The 23,342-nt window shown below is 31.8% G+C and carries 26 protein-coding genes and 1 pseudogene; 14 read left to right on the top strand and 13 right to left on the bottom strand.

Annotated elements, in window-relative coordinates:
* From ACWXVT_RS03105 to ACWXVT_RS03075, 7 genes and pseudogenes are all read left to right on the top strand, one after another.
* Nucleotides 1-1,091: hypothetical protein (locus ACWXVT_RS03105; protein ID WP_455968056.1), on the top strand; the 1,091-nt coding region annotated here is incomplete at its 5' end.
* A 4-nt stretch (nucleotides 1,092-1,095) separates the two neighbouring features.
* Nucleotides 1,096-2,145 (top strand): hypothetical protein, encoded by a 1,050-nt coding sequence (locus ACWXVT_RS03100; RefSeq protein ID WP_455968054.1) that lies wholly within the window; start codon nucleotides 1,096-1,098, stop codon nucleotides 2,143-2,145.
* Between the two features lie 17 nt (nucleotides 2,146-2,162).
* A pseudogene (locus ACWXVT_RS03095) lies at nucleotides 2,163-2,540 on the top strand (ATP-binding cassette domain-containing protein); the annotation flags it as partial.
* A 132-nt stretch (nucleotides 2,541-2,672) separates the two neighbouring features.
* The gene (locus ACWXVT_RS03090) at nucleotides 2,673-4,433 is read left to right on the top strand and encodes an ABC transporter ATP-binding protein (RefSeq protein WP_455968064.1); all 1,761 of its coding nucleotides are present in this window, start codon (nucleotides 2,673-2,675) and stop codon (nucleotides 4,431-4,433) included.
* Between the two features lie 182 nt (nucleotides 4,434-4,615).
* Nucleotides 4,616-5,461: a carbohydrate ABC transporter permease gene (locus ACWXVT_RS03085; protein WP_455968053.1), complete on the top strand. Its 846-nt coding sequence runs from the start codon at nucleotides 4,616-4,618 to the stop codon at nucleotides 5,459-5,461.
* Nucleotides 5,403-6,383, top strand: a complete 981-nt coding sequence (locus tag ACWXVT_RS03080; RefSeq protein ID WP_438341609.1) for an ABC transporter permease subunit — start codon at nucleotides 5,403-5,405, stop codon at nucleotides 6,381-6,383. The genes ACWXVT_RS03085 and ACWXVT_RS03080 overlap by 59 nt, the downstream gene beginning before the upstream one ends.
* Before the next feature lie 2 nt (nucleotides 6,384-6,385).
* Entirely contained in the window at nucleotides 6,386-6,547 is a 162-nt protein-coding gene (locus tag ACWXVT_RS03075) for a hypothetical protein (RefSeq protein ID WP_438341610.1), read from the top strand.
* 131 nt (nucleotides 6,548-6,678) lie between these two features.
* On the opposite strand, the gene ACWXVT_RS03070 is transcribed toward ACWXVT_RS03075, so the two are convergent.
* Nucleotides 6,679-7,134, bottom strand: a complete 456-nt coding sequence (locus tag ACWXVT_RS03070) for an RpiB/LacA/LacB family sugar-phosphate isomerase (protein ID WP_438341611.1) — start codon at nucleotides 7,132-7,134, stop codon at nucleotides 6,679-6,681.
* 12 nt (nucleotides 7,135-7,146) lie between these two features.
* Complete coding sequence (locus ACWXVT_RS03065; RefSeq protein ID WP_438341612.1) at nucleotides 7,147-7,614, bottom strand: Sua5/YciO/YrdC/YwlC family protein; 468 nt, start codon at nucleotides 7,612-7,614, stop codon at nucleotides 7,147-7,149.
* A 51-nt stretch (nucleotides 7,615-7,665) separates the two neighbouring features.
* On the opposite strand from ACWXVT_RS03065, the gene mutM reads away from it, so the two are divergent.
* From mutM to ACWXVT_RS03045, 4 genes are read left to right on the top strand one after another with little or no spacing between them, the layout of a single operon-like run.
* Nucleotides 7,666-8,502, top strand: a complete 837-nt coding sequence (gene mutM / locus ACWXVT_RS03060; RefSeq protein ID WP_438341613.1) for a DNA-formamidopyrimidine glycosylase — start codon at nucleotides 7,666-7,668, stop codon at nucleotides 8,500-8,502.
* Complete coding sequence (locus ACWXVT_RS03055; RefSeq protein ID WP_455968052.1) at nucleotides 8,495-8,698, top strand: Smr/MutS family protein; 204 nt, start codon at nucleotides 8,495-8,497, stop codon at nucleotides 8,696-8,698. Before mutM ends, ACWXVT_RS03055 begins: the two co-directional genes overlap by 8 nt.
* A 32-nt stretch (nucleotides 8,699-8,730) precedes the next feature.
* Complete coding sequence (locus tag ACWXVT_RS03050; RefSeq protein ID WP_455968050.1) at nucleotides 8,731-8,934, top strand: SPFH domain-containing protein; 204 nt, start codon at nucleotides 8,731-8,733, stop codon at nucleotides 8,932-8,934.
* Between the two features lie 7 nt (nucleotides 8,935-8,941).
* Nucleotides 8,942-9,652 carry an SPFH domain-containing protein gene (locus ACWXVT_RS03045; RefSeq protein ID WP_455968049.1) on the top strand — a complete coding sequence of 237 codons (711 nt, stop codon included), beginning with the start codon at nucleotides 8,942-8,944 and terminating at the stop codon, nucleotides 9,650-9,652.
* A 121-nt stretch (nucleotides 9,653-9,773) separates the two neighbouring features.
* On the opposite strand, the gene mgtE is transcribed toward ACWXVT_RS03045, so the two are convergent.
* The 3 genes from mgtE to ACWXVT_RS03030 are packed head-to-tail and all read right to left on the bottom strand — an operon-like array spanning nucleotide 9,774 to nucleotide 12,245.
* Nucleotides 9,774-11,237, bottom strand: a complete 1,464-nt coding sequence (mgtE, locus tag ACWXVT_RS03040; protein ID WP_455968048.1) for a magnesium transporter — start codon at nucleotides 11,235-11,237, stop codon at nucleotides 9,774-9,776.
* A gap of 18 nt (nucleotides 11,238-11,255) precedes the next feature.
* Nucleotides 11,256-11,834 carry a diadenylate cyclase gene (locus ACWXVT_RS03035; RefSeq protein ID WP_438341617.1) on the bottom strand — a complete coding sequence of 193 codons (579 nt, stop codon included), beginning with the start codon at nucleotides 11,832-11,834 and terminating at the stop codon, nucleotides 11,256-11,258.
* A 9-nt stretch (nucleotides 11,835-11,843) separates the two neighbouring features.
* On the bottom strand, nucleotides 11,844-12,245 hold the full coding sequence (locus ACWXVT_RS03030) for a hypothetical protein (protein WP_438341618.1): 402 nt from the start codon (nucleotides 12,243-12,245) through the stop codon (nucleotides 11,844-11,846).
* A 115-nt stretch (nucleotides 12,246-12,360) separates the two neighbouring features.
* On the opposite strand from ACWXVT_RS03030, the gene ACWXVT_RS03025 reads away from it, so the two are divergent.
* Nucleotides 12,361-13,569 (top strand): phosphoglycerate kinase, encoded by a 1,209-nt coding sequence (locus tag ACWXVT_RS03025; RefSeq protein ID WP_438341619.1) that lies wholly within the window; start codon nucleotides 12,361-12,363, stop codon nucleotides 13,567-13,569.
* A 147-nt stretch (nucleotides 13,570-13,716) separates the two neighbouring features.
* Here the strand turns inward: ACWXVT_RS03025 and gyrA are convergent, their stop codons facing one another.
* Together gyrA and trmB are read right to left on the bottom strand one after the other, a co-directional pair.
* Nucleotides 13,717-16,380 carry a DNA gyrase subunit A gene (gyrA, locus tag ACWXVT_RS03020; RefSeq protein ID WP_455968046.1) on the bottom strand — a complete coding sequence of 888 codons (2,664 nt, stop codon included), beginning with the start codon at nucleotides 16,378-16,380 and terminating at the stop codon, nucleotides 13,717-13,719.
* 141 nt (nucleotides 16,381-16,521) lie between these two features.
* Nucleotides 16,522-17,130 carry a tRNA (guanosine(46)-N7)-methyltransferase TrmB gene (trmB, locus tag ACWXVT_RS03015; protein ID WP_438341621.1) on the bottom strand — a complete coding sequence of 203 codons (609 nt, stop codon included), beginning with the start codon at nucleotides 17,128-17,130 and terminating at the stop codon, nucleotides 16,522-16,524.
* A gap of 58 nt (nucleotides 17,131-17,188) precedes the next feature.
* Here trmB and ACWXVT_RS03010 point away from each other — a divergent pair, with 58 nt between their 5' ends.
* Both ACWXVT_RS03010 and ACWXVT_RS03005 read left to right on the top strand, forming a co-directional pair.
* Nucleotides 17,189-19,183, top strand: coding sequence for an MYPU_1760 family metalloprotease (locus ACWXVT_RS03010; RefSeq protein ID WP_455968045.1), 1,995 nt, complete (start codon nucleotides 17,189-17,191; stop codon nucleotides 19,181-19,183).
* Nucleotides 19,173-19,757 (top strand): DUF402 domain-containing protein, encoded by a 585-nt coding sequence (locus tag ACWXVT_RS03005; protein ID WP_455968044.1) that lies wholly within the window; start codon nucleotides 19,173-19,175, stop codon nucleotides 19,755-19,757. Before ACWXVT_RS03010 ends, ACWXVT_RS03005 begins: the two co-directional genes overlap by 11 nt.
* 30 nt (nucleotides 19,758-19,787) lie before the next feature.
* Here ACWXVT_RS03005 and nusG read toward each other — a convergent pair whose 3' ends face one another.
* From nusG to cysS, 6 genes are read right to left on the bottom strand one after another with little or no spacing between them, the layout of a single operon-like run.
* Complete coding sequence (gene nusG, locus ACWXVT_RS03000; RefSeq protein ID WP_438341624.1) at nucleotides 19,788-20,375, bottom strand: transcription termination/antitermination protein NusG; 588 nt, start codon at nucleotides 20,373-20,375, stop codon at nucleotides 19,788-19,790.
* A gap of 8 nt (nucleotides 20,376-20,383) precedes the next feature.
* Entirely contained in the window at nucleotides 20,384-20,635 is a 252-nt protein-coding gene (gene secE / locus ACWXVT_RS02995; RefSeq protein WP_455968043.1) for a preprotein translocase subunit SecE, read from the bottom strand.
* Complete coding sequence (gene rpmG / locus ACWXVT_RS02990) at nucleotides 20,635-20,784, bottom strand: 50S ribosomal protein L33 (protein ID WP_438341626.1); 150 nt, start codon at nucleotides 20,782-20,784, stop codon at nucleotides 20,635-20,637. The genes secE and rpmG overlap by 1 nt, the downstream gene beginning before the upstream one ends.
* A 40-nt stretch (nucleotides 20,785-20,824) precedes the next feature.
* Nucleotides 20,825-21,331: a hypothetical protein gene (locus ACWXVT_RS02985; RefSeq protein WP_438341627.1), complete on the bottom strand. Its 507-nt coding sequence runs from the start codon at nucleotides 21,329-21,331 to the stop codon at nucleotides 20,825-20,827.
* A 60-nt stretch (nucleotides 21,332-21,391) separates the two neighbouring features.
* The gene (rlmB, locus tag ACWXVT_RS02980; RefSeq protein ID WP_438341628.1) at nucleotides 21,392-22,081 is read right to left on the bottom strand and encodes a 23S rRNA (guanosine(2251)-2'-O)-methyltransferase RlmB; all 690 of its coding nucleotides are present in this window, start codon (nucleotides 22,079-22,081) and stop codon (nucleotides 21,392-21,394) included.
* Complete coding sequence (gene cysS / locus ACWXVT_RS02975; RefSeq protein ID WP_438341629.1) at nucleotides 22,081-23,295, bottom strand: cysteine--tRNA ligase; 1,215 nt, start codon at nucleotides 23,293-23,295, stop codon at nucleotides 22,081-22,083. The genes rlmB and cysS overlap by 1 nt, the downstream gene beginning before the upstream one ends.
* Nucleotides 23,296-23,342 lie beyond the last annotated feature (47 nt).

Below are 23,342 nucleotides of genomic sequence, written 5' to 3'. Positions count from 1 at the left end.
GAGCATATGGTTCAAATGAACTAGTTATCCATAACCTTGCTATTTCTCTAGGTTCAACAGCAGGTTGAAGTAAAACATTCACTCAAGGATCTTCAAAACTTCTTGTATTTGGATCTAAAGCAGGTTCATTGCTACAAGGTTCTTCAGCTGAAGGGCTTGTAAATACACTTTCTGCCTCAGCAGATCAATCAAAAAGTATAGTTAACTTTGGTAAATATAAAAATAAAATTTTACCTACAGTAGCAGAAGATGTGTCAAAAAATGGATACGACTATTCGCCTAAGACAGCGGACGATGCAACTAAATTAAAAGCTGCTGTTGCTGGCTTAACTAATGGTTACTTGATATTCAGCAGTACAGATCCAGAACAAAAAGTGCTTTCTGTTGAAAGCAATGGAAAAATCAAATTCTCAAGAAATGGAAGAGAAGGAATACTAGATGGTGCTAAATTCTTAAATGGAACTGTTGTTGATAAAAATGGAAAAGATTTTGAAGTATATTGAGTTCCAAGTGATTTATTTGAACAAAAATCAGGTTCAGCAAACTCAGCACAAAAAGAAGATATGATGTGATTAGGTGCCCCATCTAAAGCAAAAGCTTCTTCACAAAAAACCTTCACATTATTGCAAGGTCCTTCAATTATTGGAGTACATTCAAACGACACTGAAGATAAAGCAACATTAGAATTTGTTAAATGAATGTTAACAGTGAACCATGATTCAGATGAAATAACATTCACAAACAGAAATATAACAAAAACCTCAGCTAAAGATCAAGCTCCAGTTGAATCACTAGCTGAATTGGCTGACTACTTAGCTCCAACAAAATCTAAATTAAGCATGTCAATTGACCAAGTAGATAGTTCTGATGCAAATGATGCTATTAAAATAATTTCAAAAGAATTAATCACAATTGAACATGACTCAAAAGATAACAAGATTGTAGAGGACGTTGCTGCCCCTAAATCACAACGTTTAAGAAGCGCGATAACAGGTGCAGGAAAAGGTTTAGCAAACAAAGCAGCAAATGGAAGTGCAATTAATTTTAATGCCTACGTTAAAGCAATTAAAGAATCATTGAGCTTAGAATAATTTCATGCGAAAAAACAAAAAAATTTTGTTAAGCACATTAGCAGTTACATCGTTAACTGCTTTTGCTTGCCTTCCAGTTGTTTCTTGTGTGAATGTTAATGGTGGTAGTGATAACAGAGGCGGATCAAATCGTGGCAACAATGAAGAAGCATCTAAAGTTGATAACTGAAAAAAATCATCGCAAACAGTTTATGATGCTATTGAAAATTTAGTCAATGTTGATTTTTCAAAGCTTCTATCGATAAAGAAAGAAGAGAAAAATTTTGATTCAAGTACAGGAGAAATAACTACTTCTTACAAAACTTATTGAGATAAATTTGTTGTATATGATGCAACTGTTGTAAGAGTAAGTGATGGAGATACTTATACTGTTAAATACATAAAAGATGGCAAAGAAATGCAAGCAAGAATCCGTTCTTGAGCACTAGACACTCCTGAGGCACCAGGACCAACAACATATGTTGATGGTGATCCAAAACACACTGAAGAGCAATTTGCTAGCGATCAAGATACAAAATTTGCTGAATCAATTTTGACTCCAGGAAGAAAAATAAAAATACTTGTAAGTAGTATGTCATACGATCGTTTAGTAGGAATATCATTATATTCAGACAAGCCAAATCCAACAGAGTTATCAGATTTCACTAAATGTTACGAATTTGAAGTTCTGAAAAATGGTTTTTCCACTCCAAGGGTGGGAGAATCTGAATTGCTACAATTCATTTCACAAGTATCTGATGATTTTCTTTCTTTCCAAACTCTATTCATGCCTTACTTCTGGGCCGCTACAAATTACGGAATAATTCACAAGCAAGGTTTTTATAAATTGTTCAGTGCTAATAAACCTTATGATTTTGTTCCAAGAGTATACGTGACACACGGAGATCCAACGACTCAATTTATGTTACTACCTGAATTTACTCAAGGTGGCTGAATAACCACTGAAAGAGATAACAATCTTTCTAGATTCTTGAGTGAAAGAGAAGGCGGATTTGAACAATTTTTAGTCAATTCCGACGGTAGTCTGAAGTCTGAAACAAAAGATAATAAATAACAAAGAAAGGAGTGCAAATGAGTGAACTAAATATTGAAAAAGAACAAGAAAAAGTTTATCAATATGCCAAAGAAAGATATGAACTAAAAAAACAAATTCCAGCTATTGAAATTAAAAATTTAGTTATTGACTTCGGTGATGCAGTTGCTGTAAACAATGTTACTTTTGATATTCACGAAGGTGAACTTGTTACTCTATTAGGTCCATCAGGAAGTGGTAAGTCAACAACTCTGAATGCTATTTCAGGATTACTAAAACCTACAAGCGGAAAAATTTTCTTCCGTGGTATAGATGTAACTAAATATTCACCACAACAACGTGAATTAGGGTTAGTTTTCCAAAACTACGCTCTTTATCCACACATGACTGTGTATGACAATATTGCCTTCCCATTAAGTAATGATCAACACTGAAAAGAAGAAACAATTGAAAATTCGCGTAGCGCACAACACAAAATTTACGAATTGATTCTAAAAGAAAATAATGTTTCTGAAGACGAAATTAAAGAACTAAGAAAAACTTTCTACATGACAATCGACAACCCTAAAGAAAGTAGAAAATACATTTTAGGACTAAAATCAGAAAAAAACAATATTTATGAACATTCTTCAAATGAAGTAGGGCGTTTAGAATCTAAATCAGTTGCTGAATTAAATAAATTAACAAAAGATGTTTTGAAAAAATCAAAAGATCTACACCAAAATGTACGCGAAACTAAAAACGCACTTAACTTAAAAATCGATTCGAGATATGTAGATATTCAACCTAAAATTCAAAAAGAAGCACAAAAATTAGTTGCTTCAATTGCACAATTCAAGCAAATTGAAAAAAAATTACGTTCAGAAGAAAGAAAACAATTGCACTACATTGCTCCTGAACTAATGGAAGCTAAAACAGTTAATACTAAATCTGAAATGGATTCAGTAAAACCTGTTTTAATTCATCCAAATAACAAATTAGTAAACAAAATCTTAGAATGTAAGATTGAAAAAGCTACTTTTGATCAATTGAAATCAGTGTCAAAACTAAGAATTCTTGATGATCAAGTACGTAGAATCAATGATTACAAACGAACTGTTGAAAACTTTGAAAAATGACGTGCTGACGTTGTTAAAAACGCATTTGCTGGTGAAAATAAAATTGATCCACAAGATATCATCGAAAAATCAATTGCTAAAATCATCATTAATGCTTACTCACAAATTTATAAATTTGAGTATAAAACAACAAAAGTAAGAAATGCTATCCTATACAGACAAGCAAAAAGAATTTTCAAAAAAGATAAAGCAATTGCAAACCACCACATTATCAATGTAAAAATTAAAGAAAATGTTGCAAAAGCTAAAAAATTAAGAAACGAAATCAACAAAAAATATAAACAAGACTTGTATACAATTTTCGACCCAATTTTTGAAAAACAAGGTCAAGGTTGAAAATGTAACAGAAAACTTTACTCACTAAACGAAAAAGTTCATGCTTTAGTTGAACAATCAAGACCTGAAGTAAGAGCTCAAATTGTTGAGCTGTCAAAAGATGTTTTAACAATCAGTGAAGCAATTAACCGTGATGTTATGGAAGTTGCTAACAAAGTTGAAATTACTAAAAACTTATGAAAAAGACCTACACAATTAAGTGGAGGGCAACAACAACGGGTAGCTATTGCTCGGGCAATTGTTAAAAAACCAAAAATTCTTCTATTGGACGAACCACTATCAAACTTGGATGCTAAATTACGTATCTCAACACGTAAATGAATTAGAAAATTGCAACAAGAAAGTGGAATCACAACAGTCTTTGTTACTCATGACCAGGAAGAAGCTATGTCAATTAGTGACAGAGTTGTATGTATGTCAACTGCTTTAGTACAACAAATGGGTTCTCCAATGGAACTATATGAAAAACCAGCTAACGAATTCGTTGCTAAATTCCTTGGAATGCCTGAAATGACTATTATTAATGCCGACGTTGTTGATAATTACGTTGTTGTTAACAATCACAGACTTGTTAAAGTAGATAACTACAACAAAAACAAAATTCGTGTAGGATTCAGAGCGGAATCACTAACCGAATCAGCAAATGGATTTATTGATGCTGATATTAAAGTTGTTGAGTATCTAGGAAAAGAAATTCAATCACAAGTTTACTTACAAAACATTGACACCATTGCTAACGTTTACTTGACTGCAAAAGATCGTTATGAAGTTGGTGACACAATTAAATTAGGTGTAAAAAACATTGATAAATTACACTTATTCGACATAGAAACTGGTGAAAGAGTAAACAAATAATGTTTTCTTTTAAATCTTTCTTCTTGAAGAAATTTCGCATTAAAAAACATTTAACCAGTTTAAGCATTTTAAACAGAAAAGAGAAATTTTACAAACCTCTTATTCTGATTTTGCCTTCATTATTACTTATTACTTTATTTATTATTATTCCTTTCATAATAACAATTACTGACGCCTTCAAAGTGCAAACAGGTTTTCTAGTTTCAGACGTAAGTCCTGGTATTGATAACTTTAAAACTCTATTAAGAAGTCAACAATTCCAAATCGGACTAAGAAACTCAATTATTTATTCTTTGATGGCCTTGCCATTATCTCTAACTTGCTCTATTTTAATTTCTAGTGCAATCGCCCACGTGGTTAAAAAATGAGCAAGAGGATTTTGACAAACACTATTCTTCTTACCATATGTAACCAGCTCAATTGCTGTTGCTGTTACATTTTCATACTTATTCGCATCAGATGCCGGAATTTTAAATGCCATTATTGGTAAAAGGGTTCCTTGATTAACATCAGCGTCTACCAATTCTTGAACAGCATTCTTTGCTATTCTAATCAACGGAATTTGAGGAAGCTTAGCATTCCAAATTCTTATCTTGACAACTGCTATGTTATCAGTTAGTCCAGTATTATACAAATCAGCTTCAATCGATGGAGCCTACAAATTAAAACAATTCTTCTCAGTTACATTACCTTCTATTCGTAAAACTATTTCATTCTTAATTACAATCGGAATAATTGGGGGAATTAAAGTTTTTCCACTTGCTTTATTCAACAACAGCCCAACAGATGCTGTTAATAATGGTGGAGCAACCATTATGTTATTCGTTTATAAAGCAGTAGCAGAAGGAAACTTCTACTTAGCTGGAGCAGCATCACTTATTTTGTTTGTTCTGGGAGTATTTGTTTCATTCTCAGTACGTAAATTAGTAGCCGTATCATTTAGATTGAGTACAACATTAGGAGTAAAACGTGTATCACGTAAAATTAATAGCAAGACACCATTTACAAAAAAAGTCTTTAAATTCTAAAGTTGAGAATTTAACTAAAGGAGTTGAAAACAATAAAGTTGTTGGACAACTTCTTGCCTTCATCTTTAAATTCTTAATTCTGACATTTTTTGGTCTACTAATTTTATTCCCTTTCTACTTCATGATTTCTCAATCACTGATTTCATCAGATGCTGCTAACCGTAAAGACATAATCATTTGATATCCACGTAATGGAGAATCAGCACAATTCAAAGCTCATTGAGATAACTTCGCTAAAGCATACCAAGAAGGATACTGAAGCGCTGTTGTATTCACTGCGGCGATAACTGCCTTCAGTGTTACTTGTCGTATTTTCTTTGCTATGACATTTGGATATGCCTTTAGTTTAAGAAAATGAAGATTCAAAAATTTCTCTTGAGGATTTTTCTTAGCATTACTAGTTCTACCTGAAACAGCCTTAATGGCCGGTCAGTACAAAGTTATTGTTACGATGGGACTAAATGCTAACCAGGGAACATTTGTTGCTTTAACAATTCCTTTTGCAGCTAGTGTTTTCTCTGGATTTATGTTCAGAAATGCTTTCGAAGCAATTCCTGATTCAGTACGTGAATCATCAATGATCGATGGGGCAAACGAGCTAAAATTCTTTGTTCGTGTTGCTGTCCCAATGGTTAAATCAACTATTTGAACTGTTGTTATTCTAACTGCACTTGCTTCTTGAAACTCATTCATGTGACCACAATTAATTTTGGGAGCAAAAGGACAAGGAAGCTACACAGTTATGAACGTGTGATTATTTACTACTGGTAAAGATGACTCAAGTGAACAATCAATTATTTACAGAAATATTCGGATGGCTGCCAACGTTCTTGTTATTCTACCTATGCTTGTCGTTTACTTCTTATTTAGAGGAAGAATTATGAGAGCAATTTCAAGACAAGGAAGCGGTCAAAAAGGATAATTATGCAAAGCAAAAGTGTTTTCAAAAAAATATTTACCTCAATCAAGGAATTTGCTCGTAAATACTGAAATCTAACCTTCATAGTAATTTCAGCAATTGCGGGACTATCTCTTACTGGAGTAGCTATTTGATGTCTAATCTTCTTACCAATTAACTGACGTTAATGAATAATCAACAATATACAAACAAGAACTGTTAATACCAGCGGTTCTTGTTTTTTTATTAACTATAAAAAAGCAAATAAAAAAACACAACTACTCAAAAGTTGTGTCTCTCAAAAAGTTGAACTTATTAATTAATCTTGCGAACCTTTAGTTTCTAATGTGTGTAAACGTAATTCGTGTCTGCCACCTTCGAAATCTGTATTGTGTCAAATTTTAAACATTTCCAATGCTTCTTCTGGACTTGTTTGGCGTCCGCCAAAAACAATAACATTGGCATTATTGTGTAGTTTAGCAAGTTTAGCATCTTCATTGCTTGTAATTCTTGCCGCACGAATGAAGCTGAAACGATTTAGAGCGTAACTTATTCCTAGTCCTGTTCCACAAATTCCTATTCCTTCAACATCAGGATGGTCTTTCATGTACTTAGCTAGTTTGAAACCATAATCGGCATAATTAACACTTTCTGTACCGCTTTTGGTTCCTAAGTCAATAACTTTGTAACCTTGTTTACCTAATGAATTAACAAGTTCACTTTTTAACTCATAGCCAGCATGATCTGAAGCAATGGCTACTGTCTTTTTATCCATATTTTCTCCAATCTATTCCCTTATAATTTTACCATTATCCAAGTCTATTATCTTGCTTGGTTGCCCTGAAAGTTCACCAAAATCGTAAAATTTGGTTAATTGAGGAAAGATTTTTTTTGCTTCTTCTAAATTTTTGGCTACTTGTTGATTGCTGATGTTACAACTTGTAACATAACAAGGACCATTTTTGCGTAAAAATTCCAAAAGTTTTGGCTGATTCGGCATTCTAAAACCTTGCCCTTTAACAATTAAACTCACCGCACCAGGTCAATATTTTTCTGCCACTTGTTCAGCTTTTTGGTTTCATTCCACGATTTGTTTTGCTTGCTCTATATCGGCAACTAAAATTATTATTTTTTTAGTAAAATCACGTTGTTTCAATTCATAAAGCAAGTCTAAATTATTATCTTTTAATCTTACTCCTAGACCTAAAACCGTGTCAGTTGTGGTAACAAAAACATCATCATATTTATTAGTCATAATAAATATTATAAGTCTTAGGACTATACTGATTTGATAAAATTAAGTTATATGCCAGAATTACCAGAAGTTCGAGTTGTTGTAAAAAAACTCAAAGAATGTGTTTTGAATAAAACTATCGATTCAGTCATTGTTAACAAAACAAAAATGATCAAAGATGTTGATAGTGAAGCGTTTCAAAATGAACTAAAAAATCAAAAAATCATTGATATTAGCAATGTTGCAAAGCACATTGTGTTCTTTTTTACTAACAACTTAGTCATGATTTCTCATTTGCGTATGGAAGGTAAATATCGTTATTATGACCAAAAACACGAATTCGAAAAACATGCCCATGTAGTTTTTAATTTTAGCGATAATTCACAATTACAATATGTGGACTCTAGGGCGTTTGGTACTTTTCATTTACGCAATAAAAACAATTACTTGACAAGTCAACCGCTAGCTTCAGTGGCCCTGACACCTGACAAAGTGGATATTGATTCACTTTATGCTAAAACTAGCAAATCTTCAACTGCTATTAAAACAATGATTTTAAATCAAAAGCTGGTTTCAGGAATAGGTAATATTTATGCTGATGAAAGCTTATTTGCAGCCAAAATTCACCCACAAACACCTTCAAAACTCGTAAGCAAACAAGAATTGAAGCTTTTGATGCAAAAAGCTTCAGAAATTATGCACAAAAGTGAAGAACTTGGTGGCTCAACGATTGATTCTTATGAATCACTCAACAAGCAAGAAGGTCAGTATCAACATTTTCTTAAAGTTCATACTAAAGTAAATAAACCTTGTACAATTTGTCAAACTATCATTCAAAAAACGAAAACTAATGGAAGGGGGACATATTTCTGCCCAAAATGCCAGAAATTAAGAAAGCAAAATGACTAGAAAAATAGACTTACATGGTTTAGATATTAATCGTGCAGCAGCGGTAGTGATTAATAGTCTAAGAAGTTTTGACTACAATTCTTATGAAGATGAATTATTAATCGTTACTGGCAACGGAACAGGAAGTTTAAAGAATTTAGTTGAAGATATTTTAAATGAAGAGTGTTATGACTGAAGCTATGACAACAGTCAATAGTCTGCTTTTCGAGTTTATAAATAGGAGTTAATATGACAACAGCAACAATTTTAGGAATAGTATTCGGATTTTTAGCTCTTTTAGTAATTGTTTTATTATGTCTTTCAATCAAAATAGTGCCAGAAACATATTTTTGAATTGTACAAAGATTAGGTAAGTATCACAGAACATTGGAAAAAGGAGTTAACTTCATTTTTCCAATCATTGACCGGGTAGTAGTAAAAGAAAAATATTAAAGAAAAAGTGTTTGACTTCCCTGCTCAAAGTGTTATTACAAAAGATAATGCCACAATTAAAGTAGACACAGTAGTTTACTTGAAGATTTTTGATGCCAAACTATATTCATATGGGGCAGAAAATCCTTTCAAGGCAATCGAAAACTTGGTAGCAACCACCTTGAGAAATCTAATTGGAGAACTAGAATTAGACCAGTCGTTGACATCGAGAGAAATAATTAATGCGAAACTAACAAAAACATTAGACGAAGCATCAGATGCGTGGGGAATTAGAGTAAATAGAGTTGAAATTCAAAACATCATTCCGCCAAAAGAAGTAGAGCAAGCAATGATTCGCCAAATGCAAGCTGAAAGGGATAAGAGAGCAAGAATTTTAGAATCAGAAGGAATCAAACAATCACTGATTCTTAATGCTCAAGGGAATAGAGAAAGCGTAATCCTAAATGCTGAAGCTGCTAAAGAAAAAATCATTTTACAAGCTGAGGCTGAAAAACAAAGAATTTTGTTAGAAGCACAAGCTAAGAAACAATCAATAGAATTATTGAATGAAGCTAAAATCAGTAAAGAAGTTTTACAGTACAAAGCTTTAGATGAAATTAAAACATTGGCTAATGGAACAGCAACAAAAATAATCATTCCACCTAACCTTTCAGAAATAGCTAAAATCATGGCAGTTGGTAAAGAAGTCTTTCAGGATAACGAAAAAAGCAAAAAGTAATATTATATACTCAGAGTAAGATTGATTCTTGCTCTTTTTTATTATTTTAGCGTTTCGTAATTTGTATAAAAAACCTAAAAAAAGTCACATCATTTGTGACTTTAAAATAGGTTTAATTTCATTAGTGGATAACTGGACTGAACAGTGAAAACATTAGCATTGCAAAACTAAAGAATATCAATGTCGAAGTGGCATCAGTAACAGTAGCAAGAATAGGGCTTGACATAACTGCCGGATCCTTTTTTAGTTTTGTGGCCAATAAAGGAACAACTGAACCTACAAATTTAGCAAAAATAACTGCTACAAACATTGCTAAACTTGAAACTAAACACATTATCAATACTCCGGCAGTAGTAACTTCCACATGTCCATCTGCTCCAATTTTTCCCATGATATCGCGAGTAGCGGTAAAGTACAATGTTAAACGTGCAAAATTGACAATGAATAAGACAGTGGCAATCAATAGTCCCGATCGCATTTCTATTCCAACAACGCGTCAAGGTTTTTTCTTCACTTCACCAAGTGATATAGCTCGAATAACGGTTGTTGCTGATTGTGAACCTGCATTACCAGCTGTTCCAGAAATAACTGGAACCATAGAAACTATAATGGCTGAAGAAATTGCACTTTGGAACAATATACTATTGTCAACCTTATCCTGGAATACTTGAATGATTAATTGCGAAAATGTTGAACCAACCATCAAAATTATTAGTCAGAAAATCCGAGATTTAAAGATTTTGCGAACAATGTTTTTGTCGTTATATGAAATTTCGACTTCAGCATTAATCCCGGCCATTTTATAAATATCTTCGGTTGCTTCTTCTTCTAAAACGTCAATAACGTCGTCGGAAGTAATAATTCCAATAACATGATTTTTTTCGTTTACAACTGGAAGAACTGACATATCTTGCTCAGCGAAAATCCGAGCAGCTTTTTCTTTTTTGTCATTAACTGAAACGCTTGCAATTGCTTCCGTGACTTCAAATATTTTTGTATTTCTTCTTGAATCAACAAAGACAATATTTTCAAGAGTGGTTACTCCTTGAAGACGTTGTTCATGATCTAAAACAACATAGTAGTGAACCAGTTCAGAATCTTCTCTTAGTTTCCGAATTTCTTCAATTGCTTTGGAGCAACTAATATCATCCTGTAAAGCAATGAATTCCACACTCATAACTGAACCAATCGAATCATCATCATATTTTAAAAGACGATTAATTTTGTTGCGATCATCACTATTTTTAACGTGACTCAAAATCTTTTGTGCAATGTTGTCTGGCATTTCTTCAATCAAGTCAACAATGTCGTCTAAGTATAAGTCATCCAAAATAGCTTCGAGTTCTTCGTCAGTAAATGCTTTAATTATTTCTTCTTGAATATCATTTTCAAGGTATGAAAAAATTTCCCCGCTATCCTTTGGTTTGATGATACGGAAAAAGAAAATTCTTTCATAAGGTGTTAATTCTTCAATTTTGTCAGCAATTGTAGCATTAGGAGTCTCATCAACGAAAGTACGAATAAGGTGTACGTTTTTGAATTGTAAGGCGTTTTTTAGCTGCTTTAAGGTTAAAACGTCTTTCATCTTTACCTCCTTATTAAATTAGTAATCTTTGAAAATGTTTACTAAAGACTCTTGCAACTGGTCGATAGCAATTAAATTCAGCGAACCATTTCTAGCAAGAGTGATATTTCCGTTTTCTTCACTGACAACCAGTGTTACGGAATCGGAGATTTCGCTAATTCCTAAAGCAGCACGGTGTCTTGCTCCATATTTGTTGTCAATTGATTTTTTTGTAATTTTGTAGTATGTGGCAGCATAAACAATTTTATTATCACGAATAATGATTGCCCCATCGTGTAAAGGAGTGTGTTTATTGAAAATACTAATAATTAATGAAGAAGAAATATTAGCATCGATGATAACTCCATCAGTACGTAAGTTATCAAGTCTTTCTTTCATTTCAATAGTAATAATAGCTCCCGTTTTGTGTTTTGATAAAAATTCTAAACTCTCTTTTAGTTGGTGGATTAATCTAATTTTCGAACTTTTACTTACTTTCTGTTTCAAGCTTTTGAATTTTGATAAAAACTTCAAAATTTGATGAAAAGCCAAAATAACCATAATGAGAAAAATTAGGACAACAAAAATTAAAATGATGATTAAAAATGCATTTTCCATAAATAACCTCTACTTAGTTGGAGCTCACACTGTTACAGTTAAAATTAATAGAACAACAACAATTAGAGCAATTGCAAAACCTCCAATTGCAACTACTCTAGGTCATTTTGTTGATGTTTCTTCAATTTTTTGTGCCCGCGAGTCTTGGCTTCATTTTGCATATTCATATTCAACAGCATTTTTGTTATTTTTTAAAGCATGTTGTTTACGAAATTCTTGTTGTTTTTTAGCAAGTTTTCTATCAATTTGTGACATTCAGGTAATGCCTTCGAATATCTCAATTAATGCTTGCTCATTATATTTTTTTAAACGCGGTTGTTTTGCGAAGTTCACAAACTCATTTAAGTAGTTAGACACACTGGTTTTTACAATGTCATCATTTTGGCGATTGTCGCGCATTTTTTGAGCCATAATTCCTCCTTGAAATGGTAAATATTAATAATTATAAACTTAATAAAAATTAAATTTATAAACTTTGTTTATAAGTTAGCTGCTAGTATAATATTAATAGCATGAAAGGAAAGACATGAAAAAGACATTATATGATGTTAATTTAAAACATAAGATAGTTTTAGCAAGAGTTGATTTCAATTTGCCACTTGCAAAAAACGACAATAATCAATACTATGTAACTGATGCTAACAGAATCAAAAAGGCACTGAAAACTATTAACTTTATTACTCAACAGGGCGCTAAATTAATTTTATTAAGTCATTTAGGAAGAGTAAAAACCGAAGAGGACTTAGTTTCCAAATCGCTAAAACCAGTTGTTGAAGAGTTCAAAAAATATGTTGATAATGATGTATTTTTTGTCCCTAAAACGAGAGGAAGTGAAGTTGAAGAAGCAATAAAAAATCTAAAAAGTGGACAAATTTTATTTTTAGAAAACACTCGTTTTGAAGATTTAAACAACAAAGCTGAGTCAAAAAATGATCCTGAATTGGCAAAATATTGAGCTTCTTTAGGCGATGTTTTTGTTAATGATGCATTTGCTACTGCTCACCGTAGTCACGCATCAAATGTTGGAATTGCTTCAAACATAAAAGAAAGTGCTTTAGGATTTTTAATGCAAGAAGAAATCGAAAATCTTGCTAAATTAAAAAATAATCCAGCAAGACCTTATGTAGCCATCATCGGTGGGGCTAAAATAAGCGATAAAATTCAAGTTTTAGAACAGCTTATTAAAGAATGTGACAAGGTTTTAATTGGTGGAGCAATGGCTTATACCTTCTTAAAGGCACAAGGTGTCGAAATAGGTACTTCACTAGTTGAAGATGATTACTTAGAACTAGCAAAAAATCTTTATGAAAACAATAAAACAAAGATTTTATTACCAATTGATAATGCTTATGCTAAAGAATTTGCAGATATCCAACCACAATACTCAAGCCCCGAAAATAAAAATATACCTGCTGACTGCACTTCAATGGACATTGGTCCTGAAACTGTGAAATTATTTGCTAATGAAATCCAAAAAGCAAAAACTATTTTTTGAAACGGTCCCTTGGGAGTTACTGAATTTAGTAATTATGAAGTAGGAACAAAATCGATAGCCATAGCCATTTCCCAAAATACAGACTGTTTTTCAGTAGTGGGTGGGGGAGATTCAGTCGCTGCTATTAATAAATTAAACTATCAAGACCGTTTTAGCTTCATTTCAACTGGTGGTGGAGCAAGCCTAGAATATGTCCAAGGCAAATTGCTACCAGGATATGAAAGCATTGAAGACAAATAAAAAAGACAAAGAAAAAGAGAGTGACCAGCTCTCTTTTTTTAAATTTATATTTGTGTAACGGCACTAGAATGCAAATGCATGATTAAGGAATATAAATCCCTAGTGCTACTTATAATTATAAACTTTTTTATTCTTTAAAGTAGTTTTTTATTCATTACTTGTGTTTTTGACGTCTTGATTTGCGTCAGTAACGTCAGTATTTTCTTCATCATCATTTAAACTGTTGATCTTAGCAATGGCAACAATGTGATCGTTGTTATTTTTTAGAGTAATTAATTTAACACCTTTAGAATTTCTTCCAGTGGTTGAAACTTGTCTTAAATTAAAACGAATAGCAATACCTTCTTTGGTCATAATAATTAGGTCTTCGTCTCCTTTAACAGCAGCAGCGTAAACTAATTCACCCGACTTAGCTGCATTCAGAGCAATAACTCCTTTAGCATTACGTGAAGTTTTTCTAAAGTCTTCAACGTCACTCATTTTTCCATAACCTTCAGAACCCATTGAGAAAATCAATTTTCCTTGGTTTGAAGATGACACCGATACTACACGACTACCTTCGTCTAGTTTAATACCGATTACCCCAGTGGCAATTCTTGATTGCGCCCTGATTTCACTTGCATCAAAACGAGTTAGTCTGTTGTTTGAAGCAGCAACAAAAATTTCTTCGTTTTCTTCTATTATCATTGCTGCAATAAGTTGGTCATCTTCTCTTAGGCCTAGGGCACGTTTTCCGTTTCTATTAATCAAACGATATTCACTTAATCTTGTTTTTTTCAAAATACCATTTCTTGAAGCCGTTAGTAAGTATTTGTTTGAATCATAGTCATTGGTTGAAATAATTTCACGGATATTTTCATCTTTATCCATGTTAGGAAGAATATTGATTATTGGAGTTCCTTTTGCATTTTTGGATGTAGCAGGAATTTCATGTCCTCTTAGCCGGAAGACTTTACCACTTGAAGTAAAAATTAAAAGATCGGTGTGAGTTGAAGTAACGATAATATTTTCAACTTTGTCATCGGCATATGTTTTGGCTGCATTCGAACCAATTCCACCTCGTCTTTGTTCACGATATTCGTCTAAATCAGTACGACGAATATAGTTATTAGCTGAGTAAGTTATAACAATGTCTTTAACTGGGATTAAATCTTCATCTTCTATTGATGATTGTAAATCTCAACGAATTTCACTGCGACGTTTGTCTGCATATTGTTCTTTGATTTCTCTCAATTCTTCAATGATTAGTTGAATTAATTTTTCTTCTGAGTTCAAGATTTCTTTGTATTCGGCAATACGTTTTTCTAACATCGCAATTTCTTCATTCATTTTTTCAATTGCTAAACCTGTTAGCCGTCCTAAACGCATTTCGACAATAGCTTTTGTTTGTGCTTCTGATAATGAAAATCTTTGTGCTAATCTAGATTGGGCTTCATCATCAGTTTTTGATTTTTTGATAATTTCAATAACTTCATCAATATTTTCGACAGCAATTTTTAAACCATGTAAAATGTGTGCTCTTTGTTCATCTTTTTCTAGGTCAAATTTTAAACGACGTGTAACTACATCTTTTTGGTGGTCGATGTAAACTTGCAATGCATCCTTTAGATTCAATAGTTTAGGCTCATTATTAACTAAAGCAATAGTGTTGATTGAAAATTTAGATTGCAATTGAGTAAGTTTGTAAAGAGTATTTAGAATAACTTCTGGATGGAATGTTTTTTTAATATCAATAACAATTCTGATGCCTTCACGGTTAGATTCGTCTCTAAAATCTCCAATTCCTTCAATTCTTTTTTCTTTAACTAATTGACTTATTTTTTCAATGATGTCAGTCTTTTTGATTGCATAAGGTATTTCACTTACAACAATTCTACTTTTACCATTTGCAAATCTTTCAATATGTGCTTTTGAACGAATAGTTACACTACCTCTACCGGTTTTGTAAGCATTAACAACACTTGCTTTGTCAAATAGAATACCACCAGTTGGAAAATCGGGAGCTTGAACTATTTCAATTAATTCATCAATACTTATGTCACTATTTGCTGCTAATGCAATTGCAGCATTGATAACATCTCCTAGATTATGTGGCGGAATGCTTGTTGCCATACCAACGGCAATTCCGCTTGTTCCAGAAACTAATAAGTTTGGAAATCTTGCTGGTAGAACAACAGGTTCTTTTTCAGTGGCGTCGTAGTTATCAATAAAATCAACTGTTTCTTTTTTAATACTATCTACTAGTAGCGAAGCCATTTTAGACATTCTTGCTTCAGTATAACGCATTGCAGCAGCTTCGTCACCGTCGATTGATCCAAAGTTACCATGACCATCGATTAAAGGATAACGAAGTGAGAAATCTTGCGCCATACGCACCATTGCTTCATAAACTGATGAGTCACCATGTGGGTGGTATTTCCCTAAAACTTCCCCGACAATTCTGGCTGATTTCTTGTGTGGCTGGTTAAAAAACATCCCCATTTCACTCATGGCGTAAAAAATTCTACGGTGAACTGGCTTTAGTCCATCTTTAGCATCAGGAAGAGCCCGTGAAACAATAACACTCATTGCATATTCAATAAATGCAGATTTCATTTCCGCAACAAGACTAACAGGTGCAAGTCCATCTTTTTCTTCTTCTAAGATAGCAGATTTAACTTGGTAACCTTCTTTTTCTTGCGGTGGAATTTCTTCTTCATCTTCTTCGACTATTACTTCTTCTTCGAAGACTTTTTTAATCTCTTCATCTTCAGTTAAGTACTTATCGTCGTTAGTTAGTTCATCATTAAGTTTGTCATCATCAAAAGACATAAAAAACTCCTAAATTAATAATTAAATATAATTATTAATATTATACCATAAAGCATCAGAGCTGCTTTTGGGCATAAAAATCTGCAATTTTCGAGAAAAAAGTTACTTTTTAAAGAAAAAAAACACTGAAAATTCAGCGTTTTAGTCAAATTCTAATTCCAAGTAATTAATGTTTTTTCCGCGTGATGACCATTTTTGTTCATATTCTGTCATAATGTTGTCCTTATTTTTATCGCTATTGTGCAAGTCGCGAGTCATATAAGTCATTTTTGCATTAATGGCTTGAATTTCTTCAATTGCAAAATCAAACAAGCTGTCGCTGTCAGTTTTGAAAATTATTTTTGCTCCTGGTTTTAGAATGTTTTTGAATTTTAATAAGAAATTGCGATGTAATAATCTTCTTTTAGCATGACGTTTTTTAGGTCACGGATCTGAAAAAGTTAGATAAATGCGATCGATTTTATTTGCGAATAACTCATCAATTTTGTTAGCGTCTTCAATTAATAACATCATATTTTTTAGTTCCATTTGCTCAATCTTTTTCAAAGCATGAAGAGCAACTGTCGGATATTTTTCACATCCAATGTAGTTGATATTAGGATTTTGTGCTGCCAATTGCGTAATCATTTGACCTTTACCCATTCCTATTTCTAAATATGTAGTTTTGTCCACTCGAATAGGGAATTCCTTGATTTGAAAAGCTGATTGAAAAATAATGTCAGCTGCATCTTTATTATATTTAAGTCTCATATTTAACTATTTTACTAATTTTGTTTTGCTAATGTAATAACATTTAAATATGTTTACAATGAAGAATCAAAATCTCAAAAAATCTAAATCTATCTTAGCTAGCATAATAGCTTTTGCAATTGTAGTTTTCTCAGTAGTAGTTGGAGTGACTTTATTTTTTGCTTTAAGTGGCAAATTGAGTCAAAAAAGTCCAATTTATACACCAGATTATAAGGATAGAATAACTTTTAATGCAAAGTATGACAAAGATGGTAAAATAAATGAAAATTATGATCCTCGCTATTTAACTATTAACGAATGACCATACACCGAAGTTGTTGATAGCACAAATGGTGTAGTTGAGAAGAAATACTTTTTTAACCAAGAAGGAATGAAGGTTTTGGCTCAACAATTTTATCAAAGGGGTGGTTTCAGTGGAGAAATGCGCGAATTAAATAATGTCAACATTAATATCCCTGAAGTTAAAAATCTATCAAATACATCAAATGCTAACGGTTTTTTCGTTCCTGTTTATGAAAATATTTATTTAAGTATTAGTAATTTTATTTATGATTCAAACCATCAAGTACGTAAATTGAGATATCCTTGAACTGATGTCCCAGTTAAAACTAAGGTCGAATTAGTGTTGCCAACTTTAGTACATGAATATATGCACCATGTCGCCAATATTTATGCAATGTCAGCCAGAGAAAAAGACACATTATCAAACAATGATGTGTATGAAAATAGCAGTGGCGATAATTATCACGGGCACTCAGCAAGTCTAAAAACAACTAATAAAAAGTTTTACACAGATTTTTATGATTCATTATTCAAGTTAGACAAAATACTAAGACCACGTTTTTGAGACTATCTATCTTCTTCATTCAAACCTATTTATTCTTCATATTCAGCGCACGAGCTTTTCGAAATTGCTAATTCAAAACAAGACAATGAGTCGCTTAACTGAAATTATTTAAATAAGTTTAAAAACAATACATTTAACAACTCGATGGACTCAGCATTCCAATATGCCGACAGCGTTAGCGGTTCAACACTAAATTATTACTTTTCGTTTGATGAATTGTTTGCAAGGGAGTTTTTAAAACTAAGTTTTGCTCCTAAGACTGCTTTGAATGTTGCTTACAATAATGGGTTAAATCCTGGTTTCTATGCCTATGTCAATGGTGCAAATAACGTTTTCATTTCATCGCTTGGAGATGATTTAATGCGTCTTATGTCAATAAATAAATTAGAACAATATAGTTTTCAAGATAATTTTACATATCAAGCCCTAGATGAAAGTAGTGCGAGAATTTACGGTTCAAACTGAGTATTTCCAACACCTTATGCTTGATGGGTTTCAAGAGATGTTGATTCGACTGAGTATCAACTGAAACGCCAAAAATTACTTTACAAGGCTTATCTTGACTTAGTTGGTTATGGGCTTCCAATTAGTCAAATGTCAATTGACACAACTGCCCTAGATGTTGCTTCACAAAGTGATAATTATGATTTATCAGTTTCTAGAAATATAAAAGATAACGAATTATATTTCAATGGATTTTTAAAATTAAAAAGCACTGATCTAGAAAATAAAAACATTGATACTTATATTCAACAATTTAATGCTCAAAATAACAATTACCTTGTTTTTAAAGATGCTAACAGTGATAGTGTAACTAAATTACCTATTGTTCTTAACAAGGGTAACTATCGAACTAAAAAAGACTGGGACTCAATTACTCAAGACTACGGCCCTGAGTGAGTATTGGGTAATGATTATAAAGATTATGTAAGTTATTACACAACAAAACCTTACTTAATAGATAAATGAAATCCGAACAAAAAATTGGAAGCATTCTTCTGAAGAGATGCGAATAATGATAATATAATTCAGGAAAACGAAAAAACTTATTTTGATTACAAACTAGCTAAACAAAGAAATGAAGCAATACAAAGAAGAATAAGCACATACCGTCAATTCTTATGAAAAGAATCAAGATATCAAACATATCAATTAACATACTCAAACGCATTCAATGGTTTAGAATTAAGTAAATATGAACAATAGAGAAGATTTCAACTTTGACTCACAAACTACTCCAGCACCAAGAAGACATCGCTTAAAAAGAGGCGAATTTGTTAACATTCAGTGCTTTAAATATGATGGGCATTTGTATCGTGAGTACAATGGAGTCAAAATAATTGATTTTAACCAAGATTATGTTGCTGGTTTGATGTTGAAAACTAAGGTTGCTGAAGCAACAATTAATTGAGTAGTTAGTGAGCCCACAATATTCATTTTCAGTAAGGAACATTTCTTTAATGCAACTATTTTGTTAAGAGATGAAAAAAAATATGTTTATGTAAATTTAGCAACGCCTTTCTTCATAGAAGATAAAACAATTAAGTATATCGATTTCGATTTAGACATTAAAACGCACTTAGACCATGATTTCAACGTTATTGACTGACCTGATTTCAAAAATAATATTAGTCAATATAATTATCCAAAAGAATTAATTTATAAAATTTATGATGAACTAGATTATCTATTTTTATTATTTAATTCACGTAAAGAAATTTTTGGTGAAGATTTCATCGATCAATATATTGAAATATTAAAAAAGCAGAAGGACATTTAAGCCTTTCTGCTTTTATTTTAATTTTATTAATTAACCAATAATTTCTAAATCTTCATAATCGAATTCAGTTGGTGTTTTACGTCCAAAGATTTCAATTTCCACGAATGCTCTTTGTGCGACATCATCATTTTTAAGGATAACTCCGTTTTGATCTGTATAAGGACCGTTAACAATTCTAACAATTGTTGACTCTTTAAAAGCTGTTTCAATATTTCCTTTTTCAAATTCTTCACGTAATGATTTTTCTTTTTGTTCCATTTCACGAATTTTGCGATTTGAAATAGGAGTAGGCTTTGCTCCTTTACCACTCGATCCAACTAATCCAGTAACATATTGAGTATTACGCACTAAGTATCAAGCTGGGTCACTCATAATCATTTGTACGAAAATGTATCCCTTGTATAAATTGATATATTTTGGTGTGTATGCCTCACCTTTAGTTTTTTTCTCTAATTCACGGTTTGTTAAGTGTGGAACAGTGAAAATACGAATGTCATTGAAATAGTGACTCATGTTTTCTGTTTCAATTTTGTTTCATAATGTTTCAATAACTTTTTCTTCTTTTCCTGACACTGTTGAGACCATGTATCATTTGTATGAATTTTCTGAACTATCCATATTGACTCCTATAACTTAATTCCAACTGCATTTCATAAGTTTGTAAATAACAAGGTAACAACAAAAAAGAAAATAGCGAAAACAACAACGAACGCAACTGTTAAACCAAATCAAACTCAAGATTTTTTACCACTTGGTCAAATAATTCTTTTGATATCTTTTCTAAAAGCACGAAAGCGTCTTTCTTTTTCTGATTTTGGTGCTTTAGGTTTTAGTGCTTCAGTGTCTTTAAAATTTTGATTTTTTAGTGGATCTAACATTATTTTTCCTCTTTATGAAGAGTTTTAGCATTGCAATAACGACAATACTTGTTTAATTGCATGCGTTCAATTATTGATTTATTCGTGACATAATTTTTTCTTTTGCAAACATCACATGCTAAATTTATTTTGTTACTTGCTTTTTTCATGGTTTTAATTATAACATAATTAACTAAAAACCACTTATAACTACATCACCAAGTCCTTTATTGAAGCAATTAGCCTGTCTTTTGTTTTTTGAATTAAATATGGTGATATTTTTAGCTCTTGTGACATTATGCGATTGTTGTAATTTTGGTTACAAATGTTTTCAAAAATAGCCTTTTCCTTTTCACTCATATTCAATAACATTGTGAGCTCAAGTTTAAGATTTTTGAGTGAAAAATCTTTTTCTTCGTCGCAAACATCACTGAAATTTTCTTCAAAATCACTCATCGTTATTTCAAAGTTGCGTTTTTTGCCTATTGCCTTTTTTGCTCAATTCATAAACAAAAATTTGATTCCATTAATTAAATAAACATCAAGATACTTGTCATTAGTGTTGCTTAATATTTTTTCAATATCTACTCAACAATTGTGAATTAAGTCTTGTTCGTCAATACCTAATTTGTAAATTTCAATAATCTGTCTTGCGACAAAATTTATCCTTTTTTCTAGCTCTAAAAATTTCTTTATTACTTTCATTTTCTTCTTCATACTTTTATTATGAAAAAAAAGAAAAAAAGTGAGTCCCGATTTTTTCTCACTTTTTTATCATTATTCATTTGGATTATTAGTTAGACAGAAAAGGGCAATCCCTGTTGCTACAGAAGCATTCAGTGACTGAACTGTACCTTTTTGTGGGATATAAATTAGTTGATCACTAGCTTTGATAATTGTATTTGACACACCTTTTTGTTCGTTACCGATTACCAAAACGCTTGGACGATTGAACTTAGTTTTATTAATATCGCTAGCATTCTGGTTAAGTGCAGTTGTGTAAATTCAGTAGCCATTTTGTTTCAATTTTTCAATTGCATTAAACAAAGAAGGAACTTTGATGATATTCATATTAACAAATCCACCAGAAGAAATTTTTAAAGCAACAGGTGTAACACTAGCTGCTCGATCTGTTGGTATCAAAATTCAATTTACACCAAAAACATTTGCACTTCTTATAATTGCACCTAAATTTTGTACATCTTGAATGTGATCTAAAATTAATACATTGTCAGGTTTGTTACGTAACAATTTCTCGAAATCAGCATATTCAAAATCTTTAATAAAAGCAATAACACCTTGGTGATTTTGTTCTGTAATCTTATCTAGTTTTACTTTTGATACTTTTTTAACATTTTTGAATTTGATATCTAGTTTAATATTTTCTTGAATTCAAATTTCAGTAATCGGAAAGTTTTCATTGATAGCATCAATAACGGAGTTACGACCAAAAATAAAGTTTTTCATTAGATTAATTTTCTTTCTTTTAGCACTTCACGAAGTATGTCAGCTTTGTGGTAATCTTTGTTTTCAACCAATTGTTTTCAGTCTTGATACATTTTTTTATCATCTTCACTGACTAAAACATTGGCTACATTGAAACCTAAAAGCTCTAAAACTCTTTTTAGAGTGGCACTGTTTTTTGACTTCATCAGTTCATGTACTATTTTCATTGCAGGAGCGAAATTTAGTTCAGCAACATTGTCAATAACTTCTTTAACCAAAACTTCATCAATTTGCATTGACTCATCTTCTAATTGCATTTTTTTCAGTGATAAATCTATTTTAGAAATCATTTTTTCGTTTGACATCAGTAATTCATCAGTAATGTTAATAGGTTTTGAGTAAGCAGAAGATAGAAAAATCATTCTCAATGTGTCTGCGCTTCAATCTTTTAAAAAGTCTTTAGCAAGAACAATATTTCCTATTGATTTAGACATTTTTTCATTGTTTAGATTAACCGTTCCAAAGTGAATTCATTGTTTAGCTAGTGGGTTATTTGTTAAGGCTCTAAATTGGATATTTTCATTTTCGTGGTGCGGGAATGTTAAGTCAACTCCCCCTGCGTGTATGTCAATAGTTTCATTGCCAAAATATTGATTAATCATAGCAACACACTCTGTATGTCACCCGGGTCTTCCCTTACCAAAAGGTGAATCATATTTGATGCCAACATTAGTATCTTTTCACAGGGCAAAGTCGACTGAATTTAGTTTATTTTCATCATTATTTTCCGCTTCTAAATTCTCTACAACTTGCCCACTCACTTCACCATAATTTTGACGATTCTTCATAACATCAAAATAAACATTTACTCCACGTTGATAGGCTGATTTTTTGTTGATTAGCTGTTTAATAAAATCAAAAATTATGTCCAGATGGTCTGTGACTTTAGCAATAATATTTGGTTTTTGAATGTTATAAACTTCGAGCATTTTTAAGTATTGGTCTGTGTAATACTCACTAATTTGAGTCTCAGTTTTGTTTTCAAAAATTGCTTTGTTGATTATTTTGTCATCGATATCAGTGATATTGTGTAAAAACTGAATGTTTTGTCCTTGCGCTCTTTGCGCTCTAATCATTAGATCAAAAGTCAAAATTGGTCGCATGTTTCCGATGTGAACGTAGTTATATACAGTTGGTCCACATAGATAATATTTCTTTATATTTTCTTTATTCATAACAAAAATTATATTGTTTTCAATCCAAAAAATATAAAACAAAAATC

The organism is Mycoplasma sp. 1573 (assembly GCF_053851775.1).
The sequence above is the reverse complement of the archived record's forward strand: the minus strand, read 5'-3'. Positions and strand labels throughout refer to the sequence as shown.